The 17,227-nt window shown below is 69.8% G+C and carries 15 protein-coding genes and 2 tRNA genes; 15 read left to right on the forward strand and 2 right to left on the reverse strand.

Annotated features, from left to right (window positions below; genetic code table 11):
• Positions 1 to 6 precede the first annotated feature (6 nt).
• The 5 genes from eccD to RM609_RS33290 all read left to right on the forward strand — a co-directional run bounded on the left by eccD (position 7) and on the right by RM609_RS33290 (position 8,600).
• Positions 7 to 1,413, forward strand: coding sequence for a type VII secretion integral membrane protein EccD (eccD, locus tag RM609_RS33270; RefSeq protein ID WP_311616253.1), 1,407 nt, complete (start codon positions 7 to 9; stop codon positions 1,411 to 1,413).
• Positions 1,414 to 1,470: 57 nt separating this feature from the next.
• Entirely contained in the window at positions 1,471 to 2,619 is a 1,149-nt protein-coding gene (locus RM609_RS33275; protein ID WP_311616255.1) for a MinD/ParA family ATP-binding protein, read from the forward strand.
• A 76-nt stretch (positions 2,620 to 2,695) separates the two neighbouring features.
• Positions 2,696 to 6,724: a type VII secretion protein EccCa gene (eccCa, locus tag RM609_RS33280; protein ID WP_311616257.1), complete on the forward strand. Its 4,029-nt coding sequence runs from the start codon at positions 2,696 to 2,698 to the stop codon at positions 6,722 to 6,724.
• Positions 6,721 to 8,154 carry a DUF6177 family protein gene (locus RM609_RS33285; RefSeq protein WP_311616258.1) on the forward strand — a complete coding sequence of 478 codons (1,434 nt, stop codon included), beginning with the start codon at positions 6,721 to 6,723 and terminating at the stop codon, positions 8,152 to 8,154. Before eccCa ends, RM609_RS33285 begins: the two co-directional genes overlap by 4 nt.
• Positions 8,155 to 8,405: 251 nt before the next feature.
• Entirely contained in the window at positions 8,406 to 8,600 is a 195-nt protein-coding gene (locus tag RM609_RS33290) for a hypothetical protein (protein ID WP_311616260.1), read from the forward strand.
• A gap of 58 nt (positions 8,601 to 8,658) precedes the next feature.
• On the opposite strand, the gene RM609_RS33295 is transcribed toward RM609_RS33290, so the two are convergent.
• Positions 8,659 to 8,732 (reverse strand) — tRNA-Gly (locus tag RM609_RS33295).
• Positions 8,733 to 8,918: 186 nt separating this feature from the next.
• On the opposite strand from RM609_RS33295, the gene RM609_RS33300 reads away from it, so the two are divergent.
• The 5 genes from RM609_RS33300 to clpX all read left to right on the forward strand — a co-directional run bounded on the left by RM609_RS33300 (position 8,919) and on the right by clpX (position 13,698).
• A tRNA-Pro gene (locus RM609_RS33300) sits at positions 8,919 to 8,995 on the forward strand.
• Positions 8,996 to 9,139: 144 nt separating this feature from the next.
• Complete coding sequence (gene tig / locus RM609_RS33305; protein ID WP_311616262.1) at positions 9,140 to 10,507, forward strand: trigger factor; 1,368 nt, start codon at positions 9,140 to 9,142, stop codon at positions 10,505 to 10,507.
• Between the two features lie 407 nt (positions 10,508 to 10,914).
• Entirely contained in the window at positions 10,915 to 11,520 is a 606-nt protein-coding gene (locus RM609_RS33310; protein WP_311616284.1) for an ATP-dependent Clp protease proteolytic subunit, read from the forward strand.
• A gap of 63 nt (positions 11,521 to 11,583) precedes the next feature.
• Positions 11,584 to 12,237, forward strand: coding sequence for an ATP-dependent Clp protease proteolytic subunit (locus RM609_RS33315; RefSeq protein WP_311616263.1), 654 nt, complete (start codon positions 11,584 to 11,586; stop codon positions 12,235 to 12,237).
• Positions 12,238 to 12,411: 174 nt separating this feature from the next.
• The gene (gene clpX, locus RM609_RS33320) at positions 12,412 to 13,698 is read left to right on the forward strand and encodes an ATP-dependent Clp protease ATP-binding subunit ClpX (protein ID WP_311616265.1); all 1,287 of its coding nucleotides are present in this window, start codon (positions 12,412 to 12,414) and stop codon (positions 13,696 to 13,698) included.
• A 66-nt stretch (positions 13,699 to 13,764) separates the two neighbouring features.
• On the opposite strand, the gene RM609_RS33325 is transcribed toward clpX, so the two are convergent.
• Positions 13,765 to 14,016 (reverse strand): hypothetical protein, encoded by a 252-nt coding sequence (locus tag RM609_RS33325; RefSeq protein WP_311616267.1) that lies wholly within the window; start codon positions 14,014 to 14,016, stop codon positions 13,765 to 13,767.
• Positions 14,017 to 14,244: 228 nt separating this feature from the next.
• Between RM609_RS33325 and RM609_RS33330 the strand changes: the two genes are divergently transcribed.
• From RM609_RS33330 to RM609_RS33350, 5 genes are all read left to right on the forward strand, one after another.
• Complete coding sequence (locus tag RM609_RS33330) at positions 14,245 to 14,400, forward strand: hypothetical protein (RefSeq protein ID WP_311616269.1); 156 nt, start codon at positions 14,245 to 14,247, stop codon at positions 14,398 to 14,400.
• Positions 14,384 to 14,905: a DUF6879 family protein gene (locus RM609_RS33335; protein WP_311616271.1), complete on the forward strand. Its 522-nt coding sequence runs from the start codon at positions 14,384 to 14,386 to the stop codon at positions 14,903 to 14,905. Before RM609_RS33330 ends, RM609_RS33335 begins: the two co-directional genes overlap by 17 nt.
• A complete protein-coding gene (locus tag RM609_RS33340) occupies positions 14,878 to 15,732 on the forward strand; it encodes a helix-turn-helix domain-containing protein (RefSeq protein WP_311616273.1) in 855 nt (284 codons plus the stop codon). The genes RM609_RS33335 and RM609_RS33340 overlap by 28 nt, the downstream gene beginning before the upstream one ends.
• A gap of 72 nt (positions 15,733 to 15,804) precedes the next feature.
• Positions 15,805 to 16,029 carry a DUF397 domain-containing protein gene (locus tag RM609_RS33345; protein ID WP_311616275.1) on the forward strand — a complete coding sequence of 75 codons (225 nt, stop codon included), beginning with the start codon at positions 15,805 to 15,807 and terminating at the stop codon, positions 16,027 to 16,029.
• 77 nt (positions 16,030 to 16,106) lie between these two features.
• Complete coding sequence (locus RM609_RS33350) at positions 16,107 to 16,574, forward strand: hypothetical protein (protein ID WP_311616277.1); 468 nt, start codon at positions 16,107 to 16,109, stop codon at positions 16,572 to 16,574.
• The last annotated feature ends 653 nt before the right edge of the window (positions 16,575 to 17,227 follow it).

Raw genomic sequence — 17,227 nt, forward strand, 5'->3', positions numbered from 1 at the left:
TGCCGCGTGGTGAATACGGGGGAGAAACAGCGTACGGAATTGAGCAGGGTCACCCTGGTCGGCGACCGCCGGCGGGTGGATCTGGTGCTCCCCGCGGACGAGCCCATCGGGCGGTTGCTGCCCGACGTTCTGCGACTGCTGGGCGACACGGTCGGTGACCGTCCGGCCGCCCGGCATCTGATCACCGCTGAAGGAACGGTCCTGCCGCAGGACGGCACCCTCGCCGACGCCGGTGTTCCCGACGGTGCGCAACTGCGGCTGGTACGCGTCCACGACGCGCCTTCCGCGCCCGTCGTGCACGACGTCACCGACGAGCTCGCCGAGAACCTGGACGTACGCGCCTGGCGCTGGCGTCCCGAGGCGCGGCGGTGGACCGCGAGCCTGGCGACGATCGCCCTGGCCGTGACCGCCGGTGTGCTCGCCCGTGCCAGCCTCGGACCGGCCTCCGTGGCCGGCGGCCTCACCGTGGCCGCCGCGCTCGTCGCGGCCCTCGGCTCCGTCGCCTCCCGGATCGGCGCCCGAGGAGGCCGGGACGGCAACAACAACGGCAATAACAACGGCAACGCCGACGCCGGCCGCGGCCTCGGCACGACGCTCATGCTGACCGGCGGCGCCCTCGCCACGCTCGCCGCGTGGACCGCCGCCGACGCCCACTCCTGGTCCGGCCCCGCCCGGCTCGCCGCCGTGGCCGCCGCGCTCGCGGCGACGTTCGCGCTGCTCGGGCTGTGCTCCCGCCTCGGCAGGGGCGGCCTGATCGGCGCCGGTGCCGTCGTCGTCACCGGCGGCGTGTGGGAGGCCGTCGCGGCCGCCCAGCACGACCCGGCACGCCTGGGCGCGGTCATGGCCGTCGTCTCCGTCGTCGCCCTCGGCCTGCTGCCCCGGCTCGCGCTGATGGCCGCCGGTCTCACCGGGCTCGACGACCGCCGTTCCGGCGGCGCCTCCGTCAGCCGGCACGAGGTCGAGACGGCCCTCGCGGCGACCCACCGGGGACTGGTCCTGGCCACGGTCACCGTCGCCGCCTCCGCCACGGCCGGCGGTCTGCTGGCCGTCACCGCGACCTCGTGGTGGACGGTCCTGCTCGCCTCCGTGCTGATGGTCGTGCTGCTCTCCCGCTCGCGCGCCTTCCCCCTCGTCGCCGAGGTCGTCGCGCTGCTGGCCGCCGCCCTCGTCCTGCTGGTCCGGCTCGTGACGCTGTGGATCGACCACGTGCCCGGCACCCCCTACGGCCCGCTGGCGGCCCTGTGCGCGGTGGCCGTCGTGCCGCTCGCCGTCCTGGCGGTCCGGCTGCCGGAGCACGTCGGCGTGCGGCTGCGCCGCGCCGTGGACCTTGTGGAGGCCGTCGGCGTCATCGCGTTGCTCCCGCTCGCGGTCGGGGTGTTCGGCGTGTACGTGCGCCTGCTCCATCAGTTCTGATCCATCAGTTCTGATCCGCCAGTTCTGAGTTCCAGGAGAGAGGTTCCGGAGAGAGGCATGTCCCAGGACGACTGGCAGGGCGACGTCCTGCGCAACCTGCGGAACCTGACGAACGAGCTGAACGAGCTCGCCGACGGGCCGCGGACGACGGCGGACGGCGCGGCCCCCGAGCCGGCGGACGCACCCGCCGACGCGCCCGTGGAGGACGCCCGCCCCGGGGCCGCCGCGGCCTCGCCCGTGGCGTCCGTGGCGCCCGCCGCGCCCCGCCCCCTGCCCACACCCATCACCATGGAGATCCCGCTCCCCGAGGAGCTGGTCAAGGGCAAGCCGCTGAGCGGCGACTCCGCCGCCAAGCGGACCTCGCGTTCGCTGCGGCGACTGGTGGGTTCCTCGGCCACCCGCGAGGTGGAGGAGGCGACCCGCGTCGCCCAGGCGCTCCAGCAGCCGCTGACCACGGGCCGGCAGATCGTCGTCACCAGCATCCGCGGCGGCGCGGGCAAGACCACCGTCGCCGCCCTGCTCGGCCGCACCTACGCCCACTACCGCCAGGACCCCGTCCTGATGCTGGAGGCCGACTCCGCGCTGGGCACGCTCCCGGCCCGGCTGGGGGTCACCAAGGTGCGCTGGACGACCAGCGACCTCGCCCAGATCATCGATCCCTCGATGCAGCTCACCGATGTCGTCGGCTATCTCGTCCAGCTCCCCGACCGGGGCTGGCTGCTGCCCGGCAGTCAGGGCCGCGTCGGCAGCCGGCTGGAACTGCCGGACTACCGCACGGTGATGGTCGCGCTGCGCCGCTACTTCGGCATCACCGTCGTCGACTGCGACACCCTGCCGAGCGAGCTGTCGCGCACCGCCCTGGCGGCCGCCCAGGCGCGGGTGCTGGTCACCCCCGCCACCGTGGAGGGCGTCACCAGCACCCGCGCGGTGCTGGACTGGATGGCGTCGCTGGGGCGGCCGAGGATGCTGACGGGAACCGTGGTGGTCGTCGCCGCGTCGTCCCCCCACATGACGCTCGACGTGACCGCGGCGAGCGAGCACCTCCAGCTCGACGGCGTGAAAGTCCTGATGCTCCCTTACGACCGGCACCTCGCCGCCGGTGGCCCGATCCGCACCGACCTGCTCGGCCAGGACACCCGCGAGGCCGTCACCGAGCTCGCCGCCGACGTCCTCACCCGAGCCATGAGCCGACGAGCTTCCCGCTGAGCCGGCGAACCTCCCGATGAGCCAGCGAACCTCCCGATGAGTCGGCAAACCTCACGATGAGCAGGCGAACCTCCCGATGACCACGCGAATAGTCCACCGCCCCGCCCGCACCACCCGGCCGTTGCCGACGCCGGAGGAACGCACCATCGAGCCGCCGCCCAATCTGCCCGAGGGCAAGACCGGCGGCGCCCTCCACACCCTCATGCCCATCGCGGGCGTGATGAGCTCCGTCATCATGATGACGGTCGTGCGCAACAGCCAGTTCGCCGGACTCGGGGCGATCGTCCTGGTCGTCACCGTGATCGGCTCGGTGGGCATGCTGCTGTCGCAGCGCGGCAAGGCCCAGCGCACCCGCCGCCAGCAGCGCGAGCGCTACCTCGAATACCTGGAGGAGCTCCGCGAGGAGCTGGGCGCCGAGGAGCGCGAGCGCCGCGAGACCGCCCGCGTCTTGGACCCGCCGCCCGAGGCGCTCTACGACATCGTGCGCGACCCGGCCCGGCTGTGGGAGCGCCGACGTCTCGACGGCGACTTCCTCAAGGTGCGCGTGGGCACCGGACGGATGCCCGTACGGCCCCTGAAGGTCGGCCAGCAGGGCGGCAGCGTCCTCACCCCGCCCGACCGCTTTATGCTCAACGAGGCCGGGGCGCTGAAGAACCGCTTCTCCACGGCGGCCGACCTGCCCCTGACCGTCCCCCTCGACCGCGTCGGCGACGTCAGCGTCGTCGGCGACCGCGAGGGCGTCCTGCGCGTCGTCCGCGCCCTGCTCACCCAGGCCGCCGTCACCCACGCCCCCGACGACGTCGCCTTCGCGCTCGCCTGCCCCGGCGACCGGATGGCCGACTGGGGCTGGTTCAAGTGGCTGCCCCACGCCCTCGACGCCGAGGAGCACGACGGGCCCGTCGCCGCCCGCCGTATCGCCCCCGGACTCGGGCAGCTCGCCCGGCTGATGGGCGCCGACCTGCGCGCCCGCGCCTCCTACGCCGCCGAGGTGCGGCGCGGCCTGTCCGGCCGGGACGCCCTGGAGATGGCGGGCCGCCTCCTCGTCGTCAGCGACGAGTACGGCGAGGACGCCCGCGAACTGCCGCGCCCCGACGACGCCGTCCCCCTGCGGGACATGGGCGTCACCGTCCTCCACCTGGTCGCCGAGCGCGTCCAGGAACCCGGCCAGGTGTCCCTGCGCATCACCGTCGACGGCGACCGGGTCCACATCGAGGACCTCCGCCCCGCCGAGCCCGTCGTCTCCGAGGGCACCGCCGACCAGGCGACCGCCGCCGGAGTGGAGGGCGTCGCCCGGCTGCTGTCCCCCCTGCGGCTGTCCGCCGAATCCCTCGTCGACGCGCCCCTGTCCGGCCCCGTCGACTTCGGCGAGCTGCTCGGCATCGACGACCCGGCCGCCCTGGACGTCAGGTCCCTGTGGCGGCCGCGCGGCGAACGCGCCTTCCTGCGCGTGCCCATCGGCGTCAGCGACTCCCGCGAGCCCGTCCTCCTCGACCTCAAGGAGTCCTCCGAGCTCGGCATGGGCCCCCACGGCCTGTGCGTCGGCGCCACCGGCTCTGGCAAGAGCGAACTCCTGCGCACCCTCGTCCTCGCGCTGGTGGCCAGCCACCCGCCGGAGGACCTCGCCATGGTCCTCGTCGACTACAAGGGCGGCGCCACCTTCGCGCCCTTCGCGGACCTGCCGCACGTCGCCGGTGTCATCACCAACCTGGAGAACCAGGCCGGGCTCGTCGAGCGCGTCCACTCCTCCCTCGCCGGCGAGGTCCAGCGCCGCCAGCAGGTCCTCAAGGACGCCGGGAACATCGCCGACATCGGCCACTACGCCGCCCTGCGCGAGACCCGCCCCGACCTCGACCCGCTGCCGCACCTGTTCGTCGTCATCGACGAGTTCGGCGAGCTGCTCACGGCCAAGCCCGACTTCATCGATCTGTTCCTGTCCATCGGCCGCATCGGCCGCTCCATCGGCGTCCACCTGCTGCTCTCCAGCCAGCGCATCGAGGGCGGCAAGCTCAAGGGCCTGGACACCTACCTCTCCTACCGGCTCGGCCTGCGCACCTTCTCCGCCGACGAGTCCCGCACCGTCCTCGACACCACCGACGCCTTCCACCTGCCGCCCATCCCCGGCTTCGGCTATCTGAAGGTCGACACCAGCGCCTACGAGCGCTTCAAGGCCAGCTTCGTCTCCGGCCCCTATCGCGGTCCCGTGACGCGCGCCACCGAGGACGAAGGCCCCGCCGTCTTCCCCTACCCGGACTTCAACACCCTCGGCGAGCCCGAGGACGCCCCGGGCGACGGCGAACAGCCCGCCATGCGCCACCGCAACCCCGGCCCCACCACCATGTCCGTCGTCGTCGACCAGCTCCGCGACGCCGCGACCCCCACCCGCGCCATCTGGCTGCCGCCGCTGCCCCGGGCCATCGCCCTGGACACCTCGGCCGGCCCCCTCCAGGCCGGCGCGCGCGGCATGCAACTGGCCGTACGCCCCGGCCCGCTGCGCGTCCCGCTCGGCCTCCTCGACGACCCCGCCAAGCAGTGGCAGGGCCAGTGGATCCTCGACCTCACCGTCGCCGGCGGCCACGCGGCCGTCATCGGCGGCCCCCAGTCCGGCAAGACGACCCTGCTGCGCACCCTCGCCCTGTCCCTGGCGATGACCCACACCCCGCGCGAGGTCGGCGTCTACGGGCTCGACCTGGTCGGCGGCGGCCTCGCCGCGCTCTCCGGGCTGCCCCACGTCGGCGGCATCGCCGGCCGCGCCGACCGCGAGCGCGTCAGCCGTACGGTCGAAGAGGTGCGCGGCATGCTCGCCGCCCGCGAGGAAGTCTTCCGCGAGCACGGCATCGACTCCGTCGAGCGGCTGCGCGAACTGCGCGCCGAGGGCAAGCTGCCCGAGCTGTCCTCCACCGAGATCGTGCTCCTCGTCGACGGGTTCGGCGCCCTGCGCGACGACTTCGAGGAGATCGAGGACGCCGTCACCGACCTCCTCAAGCGCGGCGGCGGCTACGGCATCCACATCGTCGCCGGCATGATGCGCTGGAACGACGTCCGCATCGCCACCCAGTCGATGTTCGGCACCCGCGTCGAGCTCCGCCTGAACGACCCCGGCGACTCCAGCATCGACCGCAAGCTCGCGGAGACCCTGGGCCCCGACGAGAAGGGCCGGGTGCTGACCGACGGCAAGCTCTTCGCCCAGACGGCGCTGCCCCGCATCGACTCCCTCGCGAGCACCTCCGAGCTGGGCCCGGCCGTCGAACAGGCCGCCATGGTCATCCGCTCGTCCTGGTCCGGCGACGGCGCCCAGCGGGTGCGCGTCCTGCCCGCCCGCATCCCCGCGGCCTCCCTGCCGTCCGTCACCGCCGAGCCCAACCGGGTGCCCATCGCCCTCGACCAGACGGCGCTCGCGCCCGTCCTGCTCGATCTGTTCACCCGCGACCAGCACCTGATGATCCTCGGCGACAGCGAGTGCGGGAAGACCAACATGCTGCGCCTGGTCGCCCAGGGGCTCATGGAGCGCTACTCCGACGAGGAGATCGTCTTCGCGGTCTTCGACCCCCGCCGGGGCCTGCGCAAGCTGATCCCCGAGGAGTACCGCGGCGGCTACGCCCACAACTCCAGGCTCTGCGGCGCCCTGGCCACCGGCATCGCCACCGAGCTCGAGAAGCGGATGCCCGACGACCTCGCCGCCCAGGACGCCATGGCGTCCGGCACCTGGTACTCGGGACCGCGCATCGTCATCCTCATCGACGACTACGACATCCTCACCACCGCCGGCCAGCAACCGCTCGCCCCCTTCCTGCCGTTCATCCCCTCCGCCCAGGACATCGGCCTCCACTTCGTCGTCACCCGCCGGGTGGCGGGCGCCTCGCGGGCGCTCTACGAGCCGTTCCTGATGACCCTGCGCGAGAGCGGCACCACAGCCGTCGTCATGACCGGCGACCGGCAGGAGGGCCAGCTCTTCCCCGGCGTCTACGCCGGGACGCAGCCGCCCGGCCGCGGCACGCTCGTCCGCCGCGGCGAGGCCACGCGGCTGATCCAGACGGCGCTGGCGGCGGAGGACGCCGAACCCACCGGCAGCACAGTCACCACGGGAAACACGGGGAACACCGCATGACCAAGGACGTGATCGCGCTCACCGAGCGCATGCCGGACGCGCCGAGCATCCTGGCGGGCCTGCTCGCCGGCGGCCCCGACCTGCGGGTCGAGACCACCGGCGAGGGCGCCGTGATCCAGCTGTGCGACGCCGAGGGCCGGCCGCTGGTCTCGATCGAGGCGCCCCTGATGCTCCAGGTGCGCGGGGAGGCCGACCGGCTGCTGGGCCCCGGCACCGCGCCCACGGGCGACGGCCCCGCCTGGTGGATCGAGGCCCGCGCCACCACGGGCCTCCCCGAGGCCGAGCGGCTCGCGGGCGCCTTCGCGGCCCGCCTGACCATGCTGCTGGGCGGCCGCGTCTGGCCGCCGGACGCCCCCGGCACCACCGGGGCCGCCCGCCCCGTCGACGTCTCGGGCGTCACGGCCGTACCCGTGCCCGCCGCCGCGCAGCCCGCCGTCGACATGCTCACCGACCAGGCCGCGATCGTCCTCCAGGACCGGCCCGTCGTCCCCATGACGAGCTGGCTCTCCGAGGTGCTCCGGGCCACCGTGGAGAGCGACCGGGCCCTCCAGATCGTGACCCCGCCGCACTGCCGCCTCTCCCTCGCCACCCGGACGCTGATCCAGTCCACCCCCTCGCGCTGGGTGGTCCAGGACGAGCGGTGCGGCTACTACGACGGCCTGACCGGCGCCGTGCTGCGCTGGCAGGACGGCGCCTTCGTACCGGACCGGGGCGAGGACGGCGAGACCCCGGTGGCGGACTCCTTCACGGAGGCCGCGCGCACCACCCGCACCGAGGAGCGCCAGCTCGTCGTCTCCTTCCGCACCGAGCACCGGCCCGAGGCGGACCTCGTCCTCGGCGGCGCCCTGGAGGCCGCCTGGCAGGCGCTGACCGGCGCTCCGCCGACCGGCTGGGGCACGGCGGAACCCGCCGGCCTCGCCTGGTCGCGCCGGCAGCTGACCGACCTGGCCTATCGCCGCGCCCCCGAGCCCACCTGGACGATGGCCGTCGGCACCCCCGACCGCCCGGCGGTCGCCACGCTGCGCGTGGAGCGCACCCCGGACGGCGTGGAGGAGGACATCACCCTCACCCTCGGCTACGGCCCCGGGGAGAAGCCGCCGCTGGACGCGCTCCCCGCGCTGGCCGGCGAGCTGGTGACCCGGTACGGGCTGAAGACCATGGTGTGCCAGCTGCGCGAGGCGCGCCGGGACCTGACCGCCCCGCCCCGCTTCGAGCGGCTCCCGGTGCCGTACGCGTTCGTCCTGGGCGCGGAGGGTGTACGGGAGGCGGGCCGTGACCGCGCGGGCCGTACGCCGCTGCCGGAGGCCCCGGTGCGGCTGGGGCCGGACGCCCGTCCGGGCTTCTTCTACGCGCTGGGGGACGGCGAGTCGGACGGGGGCTGGGCGGCGCTGGAGACGCTCATCCGTCATCTGAGGTCGGCGGAGGGCTGAGGCGGAGGGCTGAGAACGGGTGTTTGAGGGCCTCGGGGCCGTCGCGCTATCCGGCGTTGATCCGACTAATGAGCCGAATGAATGGTTCCGGTTTTGCGCCGCCCCCGAGAACCCCTGGTAACACTCCGATGAAACGTCACGGCATCGCAACCGGAGGCGAGTTGGTGGCACGATGGTCGAGTGGGGGGTGTGCGGGACGGCATTGGCTCCCGGGCCCGGCGAGGTGCTTCCGACCGAAGGTGTGATCAGTTGTGGCCATTTCACTGTCCGTGGTGCTGCTTTTGGCGATCATCCTGGTGGTGATGATCCGCAGTAAGAACATCAAGGCGGGGCCGGCGATCGTGGCGATCCTCTTCGGCTTCTTTCTCGCCTCCACGGGCATGGCGCCTTCGATCAACCGCTTCCTTCAATCGCTCGCCCAGACCATAAACGGCATCAAGTTCTGAGCCCGGGATCCGGGGCGGGACAAAGAAAAACGCCTCCGGCGGGGCCGGAGGCGTCTTGTGGAGCGGGCGACGGGAATCGAACCCGCGTAGCCAGTTTGGAAGACTGGGGCTCTACCATTGAGCTACGCCCGCGTGCGCCGTACGCACCCTGACGGCGGTGCGGCACGGTGTGCATCGTAGCGGGTCCGGGCGGTCCACCGCACGCCACCCCCGGATGCGCCCCTCACGCGCCCCCTCGTGCACCCCCGTCCCCCTCCTGTCCTGCGAGAAAGCGGCGGCCGGCACCCCTGCGGGCATGTACCCTACGTGTCGCACCGACGGGGTGTGGCGCAGCTTGGTAGCGCGTCCGCTTTGGGAGCGGAAGGTCGTCGGTTCGAATCCGGCCACCCCGACCAGCAAGATCACATTGTGGGGCCCCTCGTGCGTGCGGTTACTATGCAAGCTGCGCGTCTGTGTGTCTCTGAACCGGGCGCGGTCCGCTGATCGGCAACTTCGCCGATCGGCAGAATCCCAGAAGTCAGCCCCAAGGAGACCGAACCGTGAAGAGCGCCGTGGAGACCCTGAACCCGACTCGGGTTCGGCTCACTGTCGAGGTGCCCTTCGAGGAGCTCAAGGCCAGCCTCGACGCGGCGTACAAGAAGATCAACCAGCAGGTCACGGTGAAGGGCTTCCGTCAGGGCAAGATCCCGGCCCGTGTCATCGACCAGCGCTTCGGCCGTGGCGCCGTGCTGGAGGAGGCCGTCAACGACGCGCTGCCGAAGTTCTACACGGAGGCCGTCAACGAGGCCGAGCTGAACCCGCTGGGTCAGCCCGAGGTCGACATCACCGAGCTGAAGGACGGCGAGCTGCTCTCCTTCACCGCCGAGGTCGACATCCGCCCCGCGCTGGAGATCCCGGACTACTCCGGTATCGAGGTCACCGTCGACGCCGTCGAGGTCACCGACGAGGACATCGAGAAGTCCGTCGAGCAGCTGCGTGAGCGCTTCGCCACCACCTCCCCGGTCGAGCGCGCCGCCGCTGAGGGCGACATCGTCACCGTCGACCTGGAGGCCAAGGTCGACGGCGAGGTGCTGGAGGACGGCGTCGCTTCCGACGTCGACTACACCATCGGCTCCGGCCAGCTCCTCGAGGGCATCGACGACGCCGTGACGGGCCTGGAGGCCGGTGGCTCCGCCACCTTCACCTCCGAGCTCAAGGGCGGCTCCGCCGAGGGCAAGGAGGCCGAGATCTCGGTCACCGTCAAGGCCGTCAAGGCCCGTGAACTGCCCGAGCTGGACGACGAGTTCGCCCAGATGGCGAGCGAGTTCGACACCCTGGACGAGCTCAAGGCCGACAGCGTCAAGCGCCTCGAGCGCATGAAGAAGTTCGACCAGGCCACCCAGGCCCAGGAGAAGGTCCTTGAGGAGCTGCTGAAGCTCGTCGAGGTCCCGATGCCCGAGAAGCTGCTCGCGGACGAGGTCAACACCCGCAAGCACAACCTCGAGCACCACCAGCTCGGCCAGATCGGCATGAACCTCGAGAAGTACCTCGAGATGCAGGGCAAGACGGCCGAGGAGTTCGACGCCGAGCTCAAGGAGCAGTCCGAGAAGGGCATCAAGACCCAGTTCGTGCTCGACGAGATCGTCAACAAGGAGAAGGTCTCCGTCGGTCAGGACGAGCTCACCGAGCACCTGATGCGCCGCGCCCAGTCCTCCGGCATGGCCCCCGACCAGTTCGCGCAGGCCGTCGTCGAGCAGGGCCAGGTCCCGATGCTCGTCGGTGAGGTCGCCCGCGGCAAGGCCCTCGCGACGGTCGTCGAGGCCGCCACGGTCAAGGACTCCAACGGCGAGGTCGTGAACCTCGAGGACGAGGACGAGACCGAGGCCGCCACCGAGACGGTCGAGGCCGCCGAGGGCACCGAGGCCTGAGCCTCGCCCCTTCCCGGCCGGGATTCCCGGCCTTCCCCCTGACGGACCCGTACGGCCCCCGTACGGAGTCCGTGGGGGAGCTCGCAGGAGCGCTTGACGACGGGCCCGGACGTGCCGGTCCCCGCCATTCGGCGGGGCCGCGCGACCGGGCCCGTCGCGCACCACCGGGCAGCCTTTCCGCGGTCTGTGCGCGGCCTGTGAGCGCGGGGGGAACCTGCGCTCAGAGCGAACAGTTCCTGATGCGGGATGGCGCCTGCCGACCAGCGCGTTAGGGTCCGTAGATACGAGGGCAGGGGAGACATGGCAGCGCGCCGGCGCGTACCGGCCACGCCACCCCGGTCCCCAGAGAAGACGCGGAGACGGCCCGTTGCCGTCAGAGACGAGCAGGTGGATACGTGACGAATCTGATGCCTTCCGCCGCCGGTGAGATCGCCATCGGTGGTGGCCTCGGCGACCAGGTCTACAACCGGCTGCTCGGGGAGCGGATCATCTTCCTCGGCCAGCAGGTCGACGACGACATCGCCAACAAGATCACCGCGCAGATGCTCCTCCTGGCCGCTGACCCGTCCAAGGACATCTACCTCTACATCAACAGCCCCGGTGGCTCGGTGACGGCGGGCATGGCGGTCTACGACACCATGCAGTACATCCCGAACGACGTGGTCACCATCGGCATGGGCCTCGCGGCCTCCATGGGCCAGTTCCTGCTGACCGGCGGCACCCCGGGCAAGCGCTTCGCGCTGCCCAACACCGACATCCTCATGCACCAGGGCTCCGCGGGCCTCGGCGGCACCGCCTCGGACATCAAGATCCAGGCCGAGCAGCTGCTGCGCACCAAGAAGCGCATGGCCGAGATCACCGCCGCGCACACCGGTCAGACGGTCGAGGCGATCATCCGCGACGGCGACCGCGACCGCTGGTTCACGGCGGACGAGGCCAAGGAGTACGGGATCATCGACGAGATCATCACGCACGCCTCCGGCGTTCCGGGCGGCGGCGGCACCGGGGCCTGACCGCCCCGGCAGGACCGTCCGCCAGCCGTAACCCCACAGACCGCCATCAGGAGTGACACCCGCATGAACATCTCGTCCGCCAGCGGCCTCTACACCGGCCCCCAGGCCGAGGCCCGTTACGTCGTTCCGCGCTTCGTCGAGCGCACCTCGCAGGGCGTGCGCGAGTACGACCCGTACGCGAAGCTCTTCGAGGAGCGCGTGATCTTCCTCGGCGTCCAGATCGACGACGCCTCGGCCAACGACGTCATGGCGCAGCTGCTGTGCCTGGAGTCGATGGACCCGGACCGCGACATCTCGATCTACATCAACAGCCCGGGTGGCTCGTTCACGGCCCTCACGGCCATCTACGACACGATGCAGTTCGTGAAGCCGGACATCCAGACGGTCTGCATGGGCCAGGCCGCGTCCGCCGCCGCGATCCTCCTCGCCGCCGGCACCCCCGGCAAGCGCATGGCGCTTCCCAACGCCCGCGTGCTGATCCACCAGCCGTCCAGCCAGACGGGCCGCGAGCAGCTCTCCGACCTGGAGATCGCCGCGAAGGAGATCATGCGCATGCGCACCCAGCTGGAGGAGATGCTGGCCAAGCACTCCACCCAGCCCATCGAGAAGATCCGCGACGACATCGAGCGCGACAAGATCCTCACCGCTGAGGACGCGCTCGCGTACGGTCTGATCGACCAGATCGTCTCGACGCGCAAGTCGTCCGTGACCGTCTGACCGCATCACTCGGTCCGACCGGTCCCAGCCACCACCGCGCCGCCGACGACGGGCGCTCCCTTGGCCGAGTAGGGCCAAGGGGGGCCCGCGCGGGGGGCCCGGCAAGGTACCGTCGATAGGCAAGCACTCGGGTTCGCAGAGCAAGGCGGATCCCAGGCGAAGGGGAAGCACCTCGTGGCACGCATCGGTGACGGCGGCGATCTGCTCAAGTGCTCGTTCTGCGGCAAGAGCCAGAAGCAGGTGAAGAAGCTCATCGCGGGTCCTGGTGTGTACATCTGCGACGAGTGCATCGACCTCTGCAACGAGATCATCGAGGAAGAGCTCGCGGAGACCAGCGAGGTGCGCTGGGAGGAGCTTCCCAAGCCCCGTGAGATCTACGAGTTCCTCGAGGGCTACGTCGTAGGCCAGGAGGCCGCCAAGAAGGCCCTCTCCGTCGCCGTCTACAACCACTACAAGCGAGTGCAGGCCGGCGAGACCGGCGGGCACAGCCGCGACGACGGCATCGAACTGGCCAAGTCCAACATCCTGCTGCTCGGCCCCACGGGCTCCGGCAAGACGTTGCTCGCCCAGACCCTGGCCCGCATGCTCAACGTCCCCTTCGCCATCGCCGACGCCACGGCCCTGACGGAGGCCGGCTATGTCGGCGAGGACGTCGAGAACATCCTGCTGAAGCTGATCCAGGCCGCCGACTACGACGTCAAGAAGGCCGAGACCGGCATCATCTACATCGACGAGATCGACAAGGTCGCCCGAAAGAGCGAAAATCCGTCGATCACACGAGATGTGTCGGGCGAGGGCGTCCAGCAGGCGCTGCTGAAGATCCTCGAGGGCACGACCGCCTCGGTCCCGCCCCAGGGCGGCCGCAAGCACCCGCACCAGGAATTCATCCAGATCGACACGACGAACGTCCTGTTCATCGTGGGCGGCGCCTTCTCCGGCCTGGAGAAGATCATCGAATCCCGCGCGGGCGCGAAGGGCATCGGCTTCGGCGCCACGATCCGCTCCAAGCGCGAGATCGAGGCCAGCGACCAGTTCCAGGAGGTCATGCCCGAGGACCTGGTGAAGTTCGGGATGATCCCGGAGTTCATCGGCCGTCTCCCGGTCATCACGTCCGTCCACAACCTCGACCGCGAGGCCCTCCTCAAGATCCTCGTCGAGCCGCGCAACGCGCTGGTGAAGCAGTACCAGCGCCTCTTCGAACTCGACGGCGTCGAGCTCGACTTCGACCGCCCGGCCCTGGAGGCCATCGCGGACCAGGCCATCCTCCGAGGCACGGGCGCGCGCGGCCTGCGCGCCATCATGGAGGAAGTCCTGATGTCGGTGATGTACGAGGTCCCGTCGCGCAAGGACGTCGCCCGGGTCGTCATCACGGCGGACGTCGTCCAGTCGAATGTGAACCCGACGCTCGTTCCGCGCACGCGCGGTAACGAGCCGGGGGAGCGGCACGAGAAGAGCGCGTAGGTTTAAGCGCGGAGGGGGCGCCCGGCCGGATGGCGGGGCGCCCCCTCGGGCGTTGTGGTGCGGGATTCAGCTCGCGTCGGTGAAGATTTCCTCCGCGGTGGAGACGACGAGAGCGCGGTCCAGCCAGAGCCACAAGGTATCCAAAGAGACGCAGGCCAGGACGCGCTCGCGGACCTTGGGCGACACAGAGACGCCCCTGATTTCCAGCACCCGTAGCACCCCCTCCGCACGCTCCTTCCTGCGTCCCTCAGCCTTGCCCTTCAGGAACGTCTCCTCGATCAGGGTGCCACGGCCGGGGAAGTAGCTACGCGGGCTCATCGGCCTCCTCCAGGTGTCTCTTGCCGGGTGCCCCCGGATCAGACCTCCAACAGTTCCAGGTTCCGGACTCCCCTACGCCCTGTTTCCTGTTCTCTCAACTGCCGCACCTTGACCCTCCGGCCACAGCCTCGAGAGCATCGGAGGGCAGACCACCGGGGATTGCAGAGCAGGGGCAGCATGGCACTGACACGCCTTGTCGGCGAGTGCGAGAAAGGAACATGCCCACAGGTGTTCGCTATCGACGGTACCGACGACGCGATAGTCCAGGGCTTCAAGGTGGACGACCGGACGGTGCTGGACGCCATGCGGCTGCCTGAGAACGAAACGGCTGTACGTATCCCCATGTCGCTGCTCCGGAGGCTGGCCCGTGAACACCTCGCCTGACGAGTTCGAACGGCTCTTCGTGAACTTCCAGAGGGAGGCGTTCAGGCTGGAGACCCTGGACGATTACAGCGGCTCATCGGACCCGGAGAGTCAGCGAGCCTTCCATGCGGGCGAGCCGCAGCCAGCGGACTACAACCAGGAGTGGGCCGACGAAGTACGTGCCAACGTCGATGCCGGCAAGCGCATGTACCGCGTGCACATCATGTCCCGCCCCCTCACGGGCTATCTCAGGTTCGAGCTGGGGTGGGGCTACCGGAAGAACGTCCTGGCGGGGGAGGAGTTCTTCATCCTCGACATCACCGAGCGGCCCAATCCGCTGGCCGGTGTCCCGGACTTCTGGATGTTCGACGAGTCGTCCGTGTTCTCCATGAACTATGGGGACCACGGCAAGTTCCTCGGTGTCATGTCGCATTCCGACGTCTCTCAATGGATCGAGCGCCGAGACATCGCCCTGGTCCACGCCGTACCCTTCCACGAGTGGTGGGAGCGGTACGGGGCGGAGTGAATCCCACGGATCTGGGTAAAGCGCTGCGGGAACTGCGAGAGGCCGCCGGTAAGCAGGCCAAAGTGGTCGCCCGCAGCGCTGTCATGTCTCCGAGCAAGCTGAGTAAGATCGAGAACGGCGTCCTGGCGCCCAGTGTGATCGATGTTGAGCGCATCCTGGCCGCCCTGGAGGTGCCCGATGAGGTCAAGGGGCAGCTGGCGGAAGTCGCTCGCAAAGTAGCCACGGAGGCCACGGCGTGGCGCATCTATCACCGCTCCGGCCTCCACAAGCATCAGGACGCCTTGGGGGCGGTGGAGGCTCGGACAAGCCTTTTGCGTACTTTCCAGCCGTCGTGTGTTCCAGGTCTGCTCCAGACCCCGGAGTATGTGCGGGGCGTCCTCCGGGGCCGGGATCTCACCGACGATGCCCTGGAAAAGATGATCGGGTCCCGGCTGAGACGTCAGGAAGTTCTGTACGACCGAGAGCGAGCGTTCCGATTCTTGATCACAGAATCGGTGTTGAGATGGAGACTGATCCCGGCCCCGATGATGGCGGCGCAGCTCGACAAGCTCGTCACGATGTCGAGGATGCCCAACATCACGGTCGGCGTAGTGCCGCTTTCTGCGGCGATGCCCGGTCCCCCCACGTGCTCGTTCGTGGTCTTCGATGCTTGCTTGGCCGTCGTTGAGATTCCGCACGCGGAAATCACCACCAGCGAGCTCCGGGACATCGAACTATATGTATGCAGGTTCGAGAGCTTCGAGCGGGTGGCTGTGTACGGCGAAGAGATGCACGCGCTCGCTGCCGGCATCCGGGACGACTTCTTGAGTGAACGGGAAACGCGCTAGAACCGTCTCGGTCATTGCTTCACTATGAGCAGGCGAAAAGGAAGTTCTTCCCGACTCTCAGGAAGGCTCACCATGACCGACCTTTATGGCCTGCCCTTGGACGGAATCCGGTTCGCCAAGGCATGTGGGGGAAATACCCACCCGGACGGCGAATCCTGCGTCACTCTCGCGCGCATTGGCGACGATGTCTGGGCCATGGGCGACAGCAAGCGCCCGCACGCCGAGCCGCTGAGGTTCACCACGGTCGAGCTCGACGCGGCCGGCATCGACCCGGCCCGCTTCGGCCTCTCGGCCTGACCCTGCATGCCGCGGCTTCCGTCCCCCGGCTCGATGAGGGCGGGAGCCGCTTCCTCTGCGCGGAACAGGAATGCGTCTTGCACTTCCACGGGTACCTCTGGCTCGGTGACAAAGCGGTTTTCGACAAGGACAGCCTCCGCCGACCGCCTTCAGCTCTGGAACCGGTGGCGACCAGCCCGTCCGACGTAGTGGAACGTTATCGAGAAGCCGTGGCGGAGTGGCGGGCGAGCGAGGTCCCTCCCCTTGAGACGGCCTACTGGCTGGTGAAACCGGCCAAGCTGATCCGGGGAACTTGGGAACACCCGAAGGAGGCGGCGGAGTGGTTGGGGGAGCGACTGGCGGAGTACGCCCAACGCTTCGCCTCCGACGAGGACAGAGAAGCGAAACGGCTCGAGCAGAAGGTCTTCAACGCTGCCGGGACGCTTGGCTGGGGCGGGGACGTGTCGGTCGGGTTCTATCTGAGGCGTCCGCTGTTCCTCAGCCTTGCTGTGGTGTCGTGCTCTCCGGACCGTGGGGCTGCTGACCGGCGGTGCCCGACCGAGTAAGGGCAGTGCTTATCATGCGCAGGAGGCAAATAAAGTGGGCGCCTGGTGGATGCCAGGCGCCGCCTTATCTTGCGCCGCTGCGGAGGTTACTGCGTGTGGCAGGCAAAGTCGAAGTGCTCTTCCTTGACTCCGAGCTTCTGAAGCTTGCTCATGCACGCCCAGCGGGCCGGGAAGCCGCTAGCGATATCTCCGTCGTATACATAGCTGAAAGCATCCTCAACGCCTGAACCTATACGGTATCCCTGGGCGCTCAGGTACGTTCGGCACTGAGCGGGGGTGGCTTCAGTCGGAGTCGTCGTAACAAGCTGAAGTGTGCCGACTGCCATGACGACACCAGCGGCTGCTGCCGCTCGGCGGATCATCTTGTGCATCGAGCCGTCCTCATTTCTGTGTTGCCGCTCAGCTCAGCGATGCTGTTGGTTGCTGGGCAATTTCTCCTTGATCAATGTCCGTAGGCTGACGACCTTTGGCTAGTGGTTGACAGATGCGATCAAGGCAAAAAGCTGGCTCATTTTGAATCATGAAACGGCGTCGATGGCTGAACGCATGCCGGGAAGGCGGCTCTCAGGCCGGGAGGTTCTCCAGATAAGAGAACGGCCGCTGTGAGAGCCCCCCGTAGGGCCCACACCCCCCCCCGGGTGAATCCCCAGGGG

Source organism: Streptomyces hesseae (assembly GCF_031845785.1).
Classification (GTDB): Bacteria; Actinomycetota; Actinomycetes; order Streptomycetales; family Streptomycetaceae; genus Streptomyces; species Streptomyces hesseae.

Coding starts and splice junctions, on each gene's coding strand:
- RM609_RS33310 (WP_311616284.1), top strand. CDS start 10,915: ATGCCTTCCGCCGCCGGTGAGATCGCCATCGGTGGTGGCCTCGGCGAC.
- eccCa (WP_311616257.1), top strand. CDS start 2,696: ATGACCACGCGAATAGTCCACCGCCCCGCCCGCACCACCCGGCCGTTG.
- RM609_RS33275 (WP_311616255.1), top strand. CDS start 1,471: ATGTCCCAGGACGACTGGCAGGGCGACGTCCTGCGCAACCTGCGGAAC.
- RM609_RS33315 (WP_311616263.1), top strand. CDS start 11,584: ATGAACATCTCGTCCGCCAGCGGCCTCTACACCGGCCCCCAGGCCGAG.
- RM609_RS33325 (WP_311616267.1), bottom strand. CDS start 14,016: ATGAGCCCGCGTAGCTACTTCCCCGGCCGTGGCACCCTGATCGAGGAG.
- RM609_RS33285 (WP_311616258.1), top strand. CDS start 6,721: ATGACCAAGGACGTGATCGCGCTCACCGAGCGCATGCCGGACGCGCCG.
- RM609_RS33345 (WP_311616275.1), top strand. CDS start 15,805: ATGACCGACCTTTATGGCCTGCCCTTGGACGGAATCCGGTTCGCCAAG.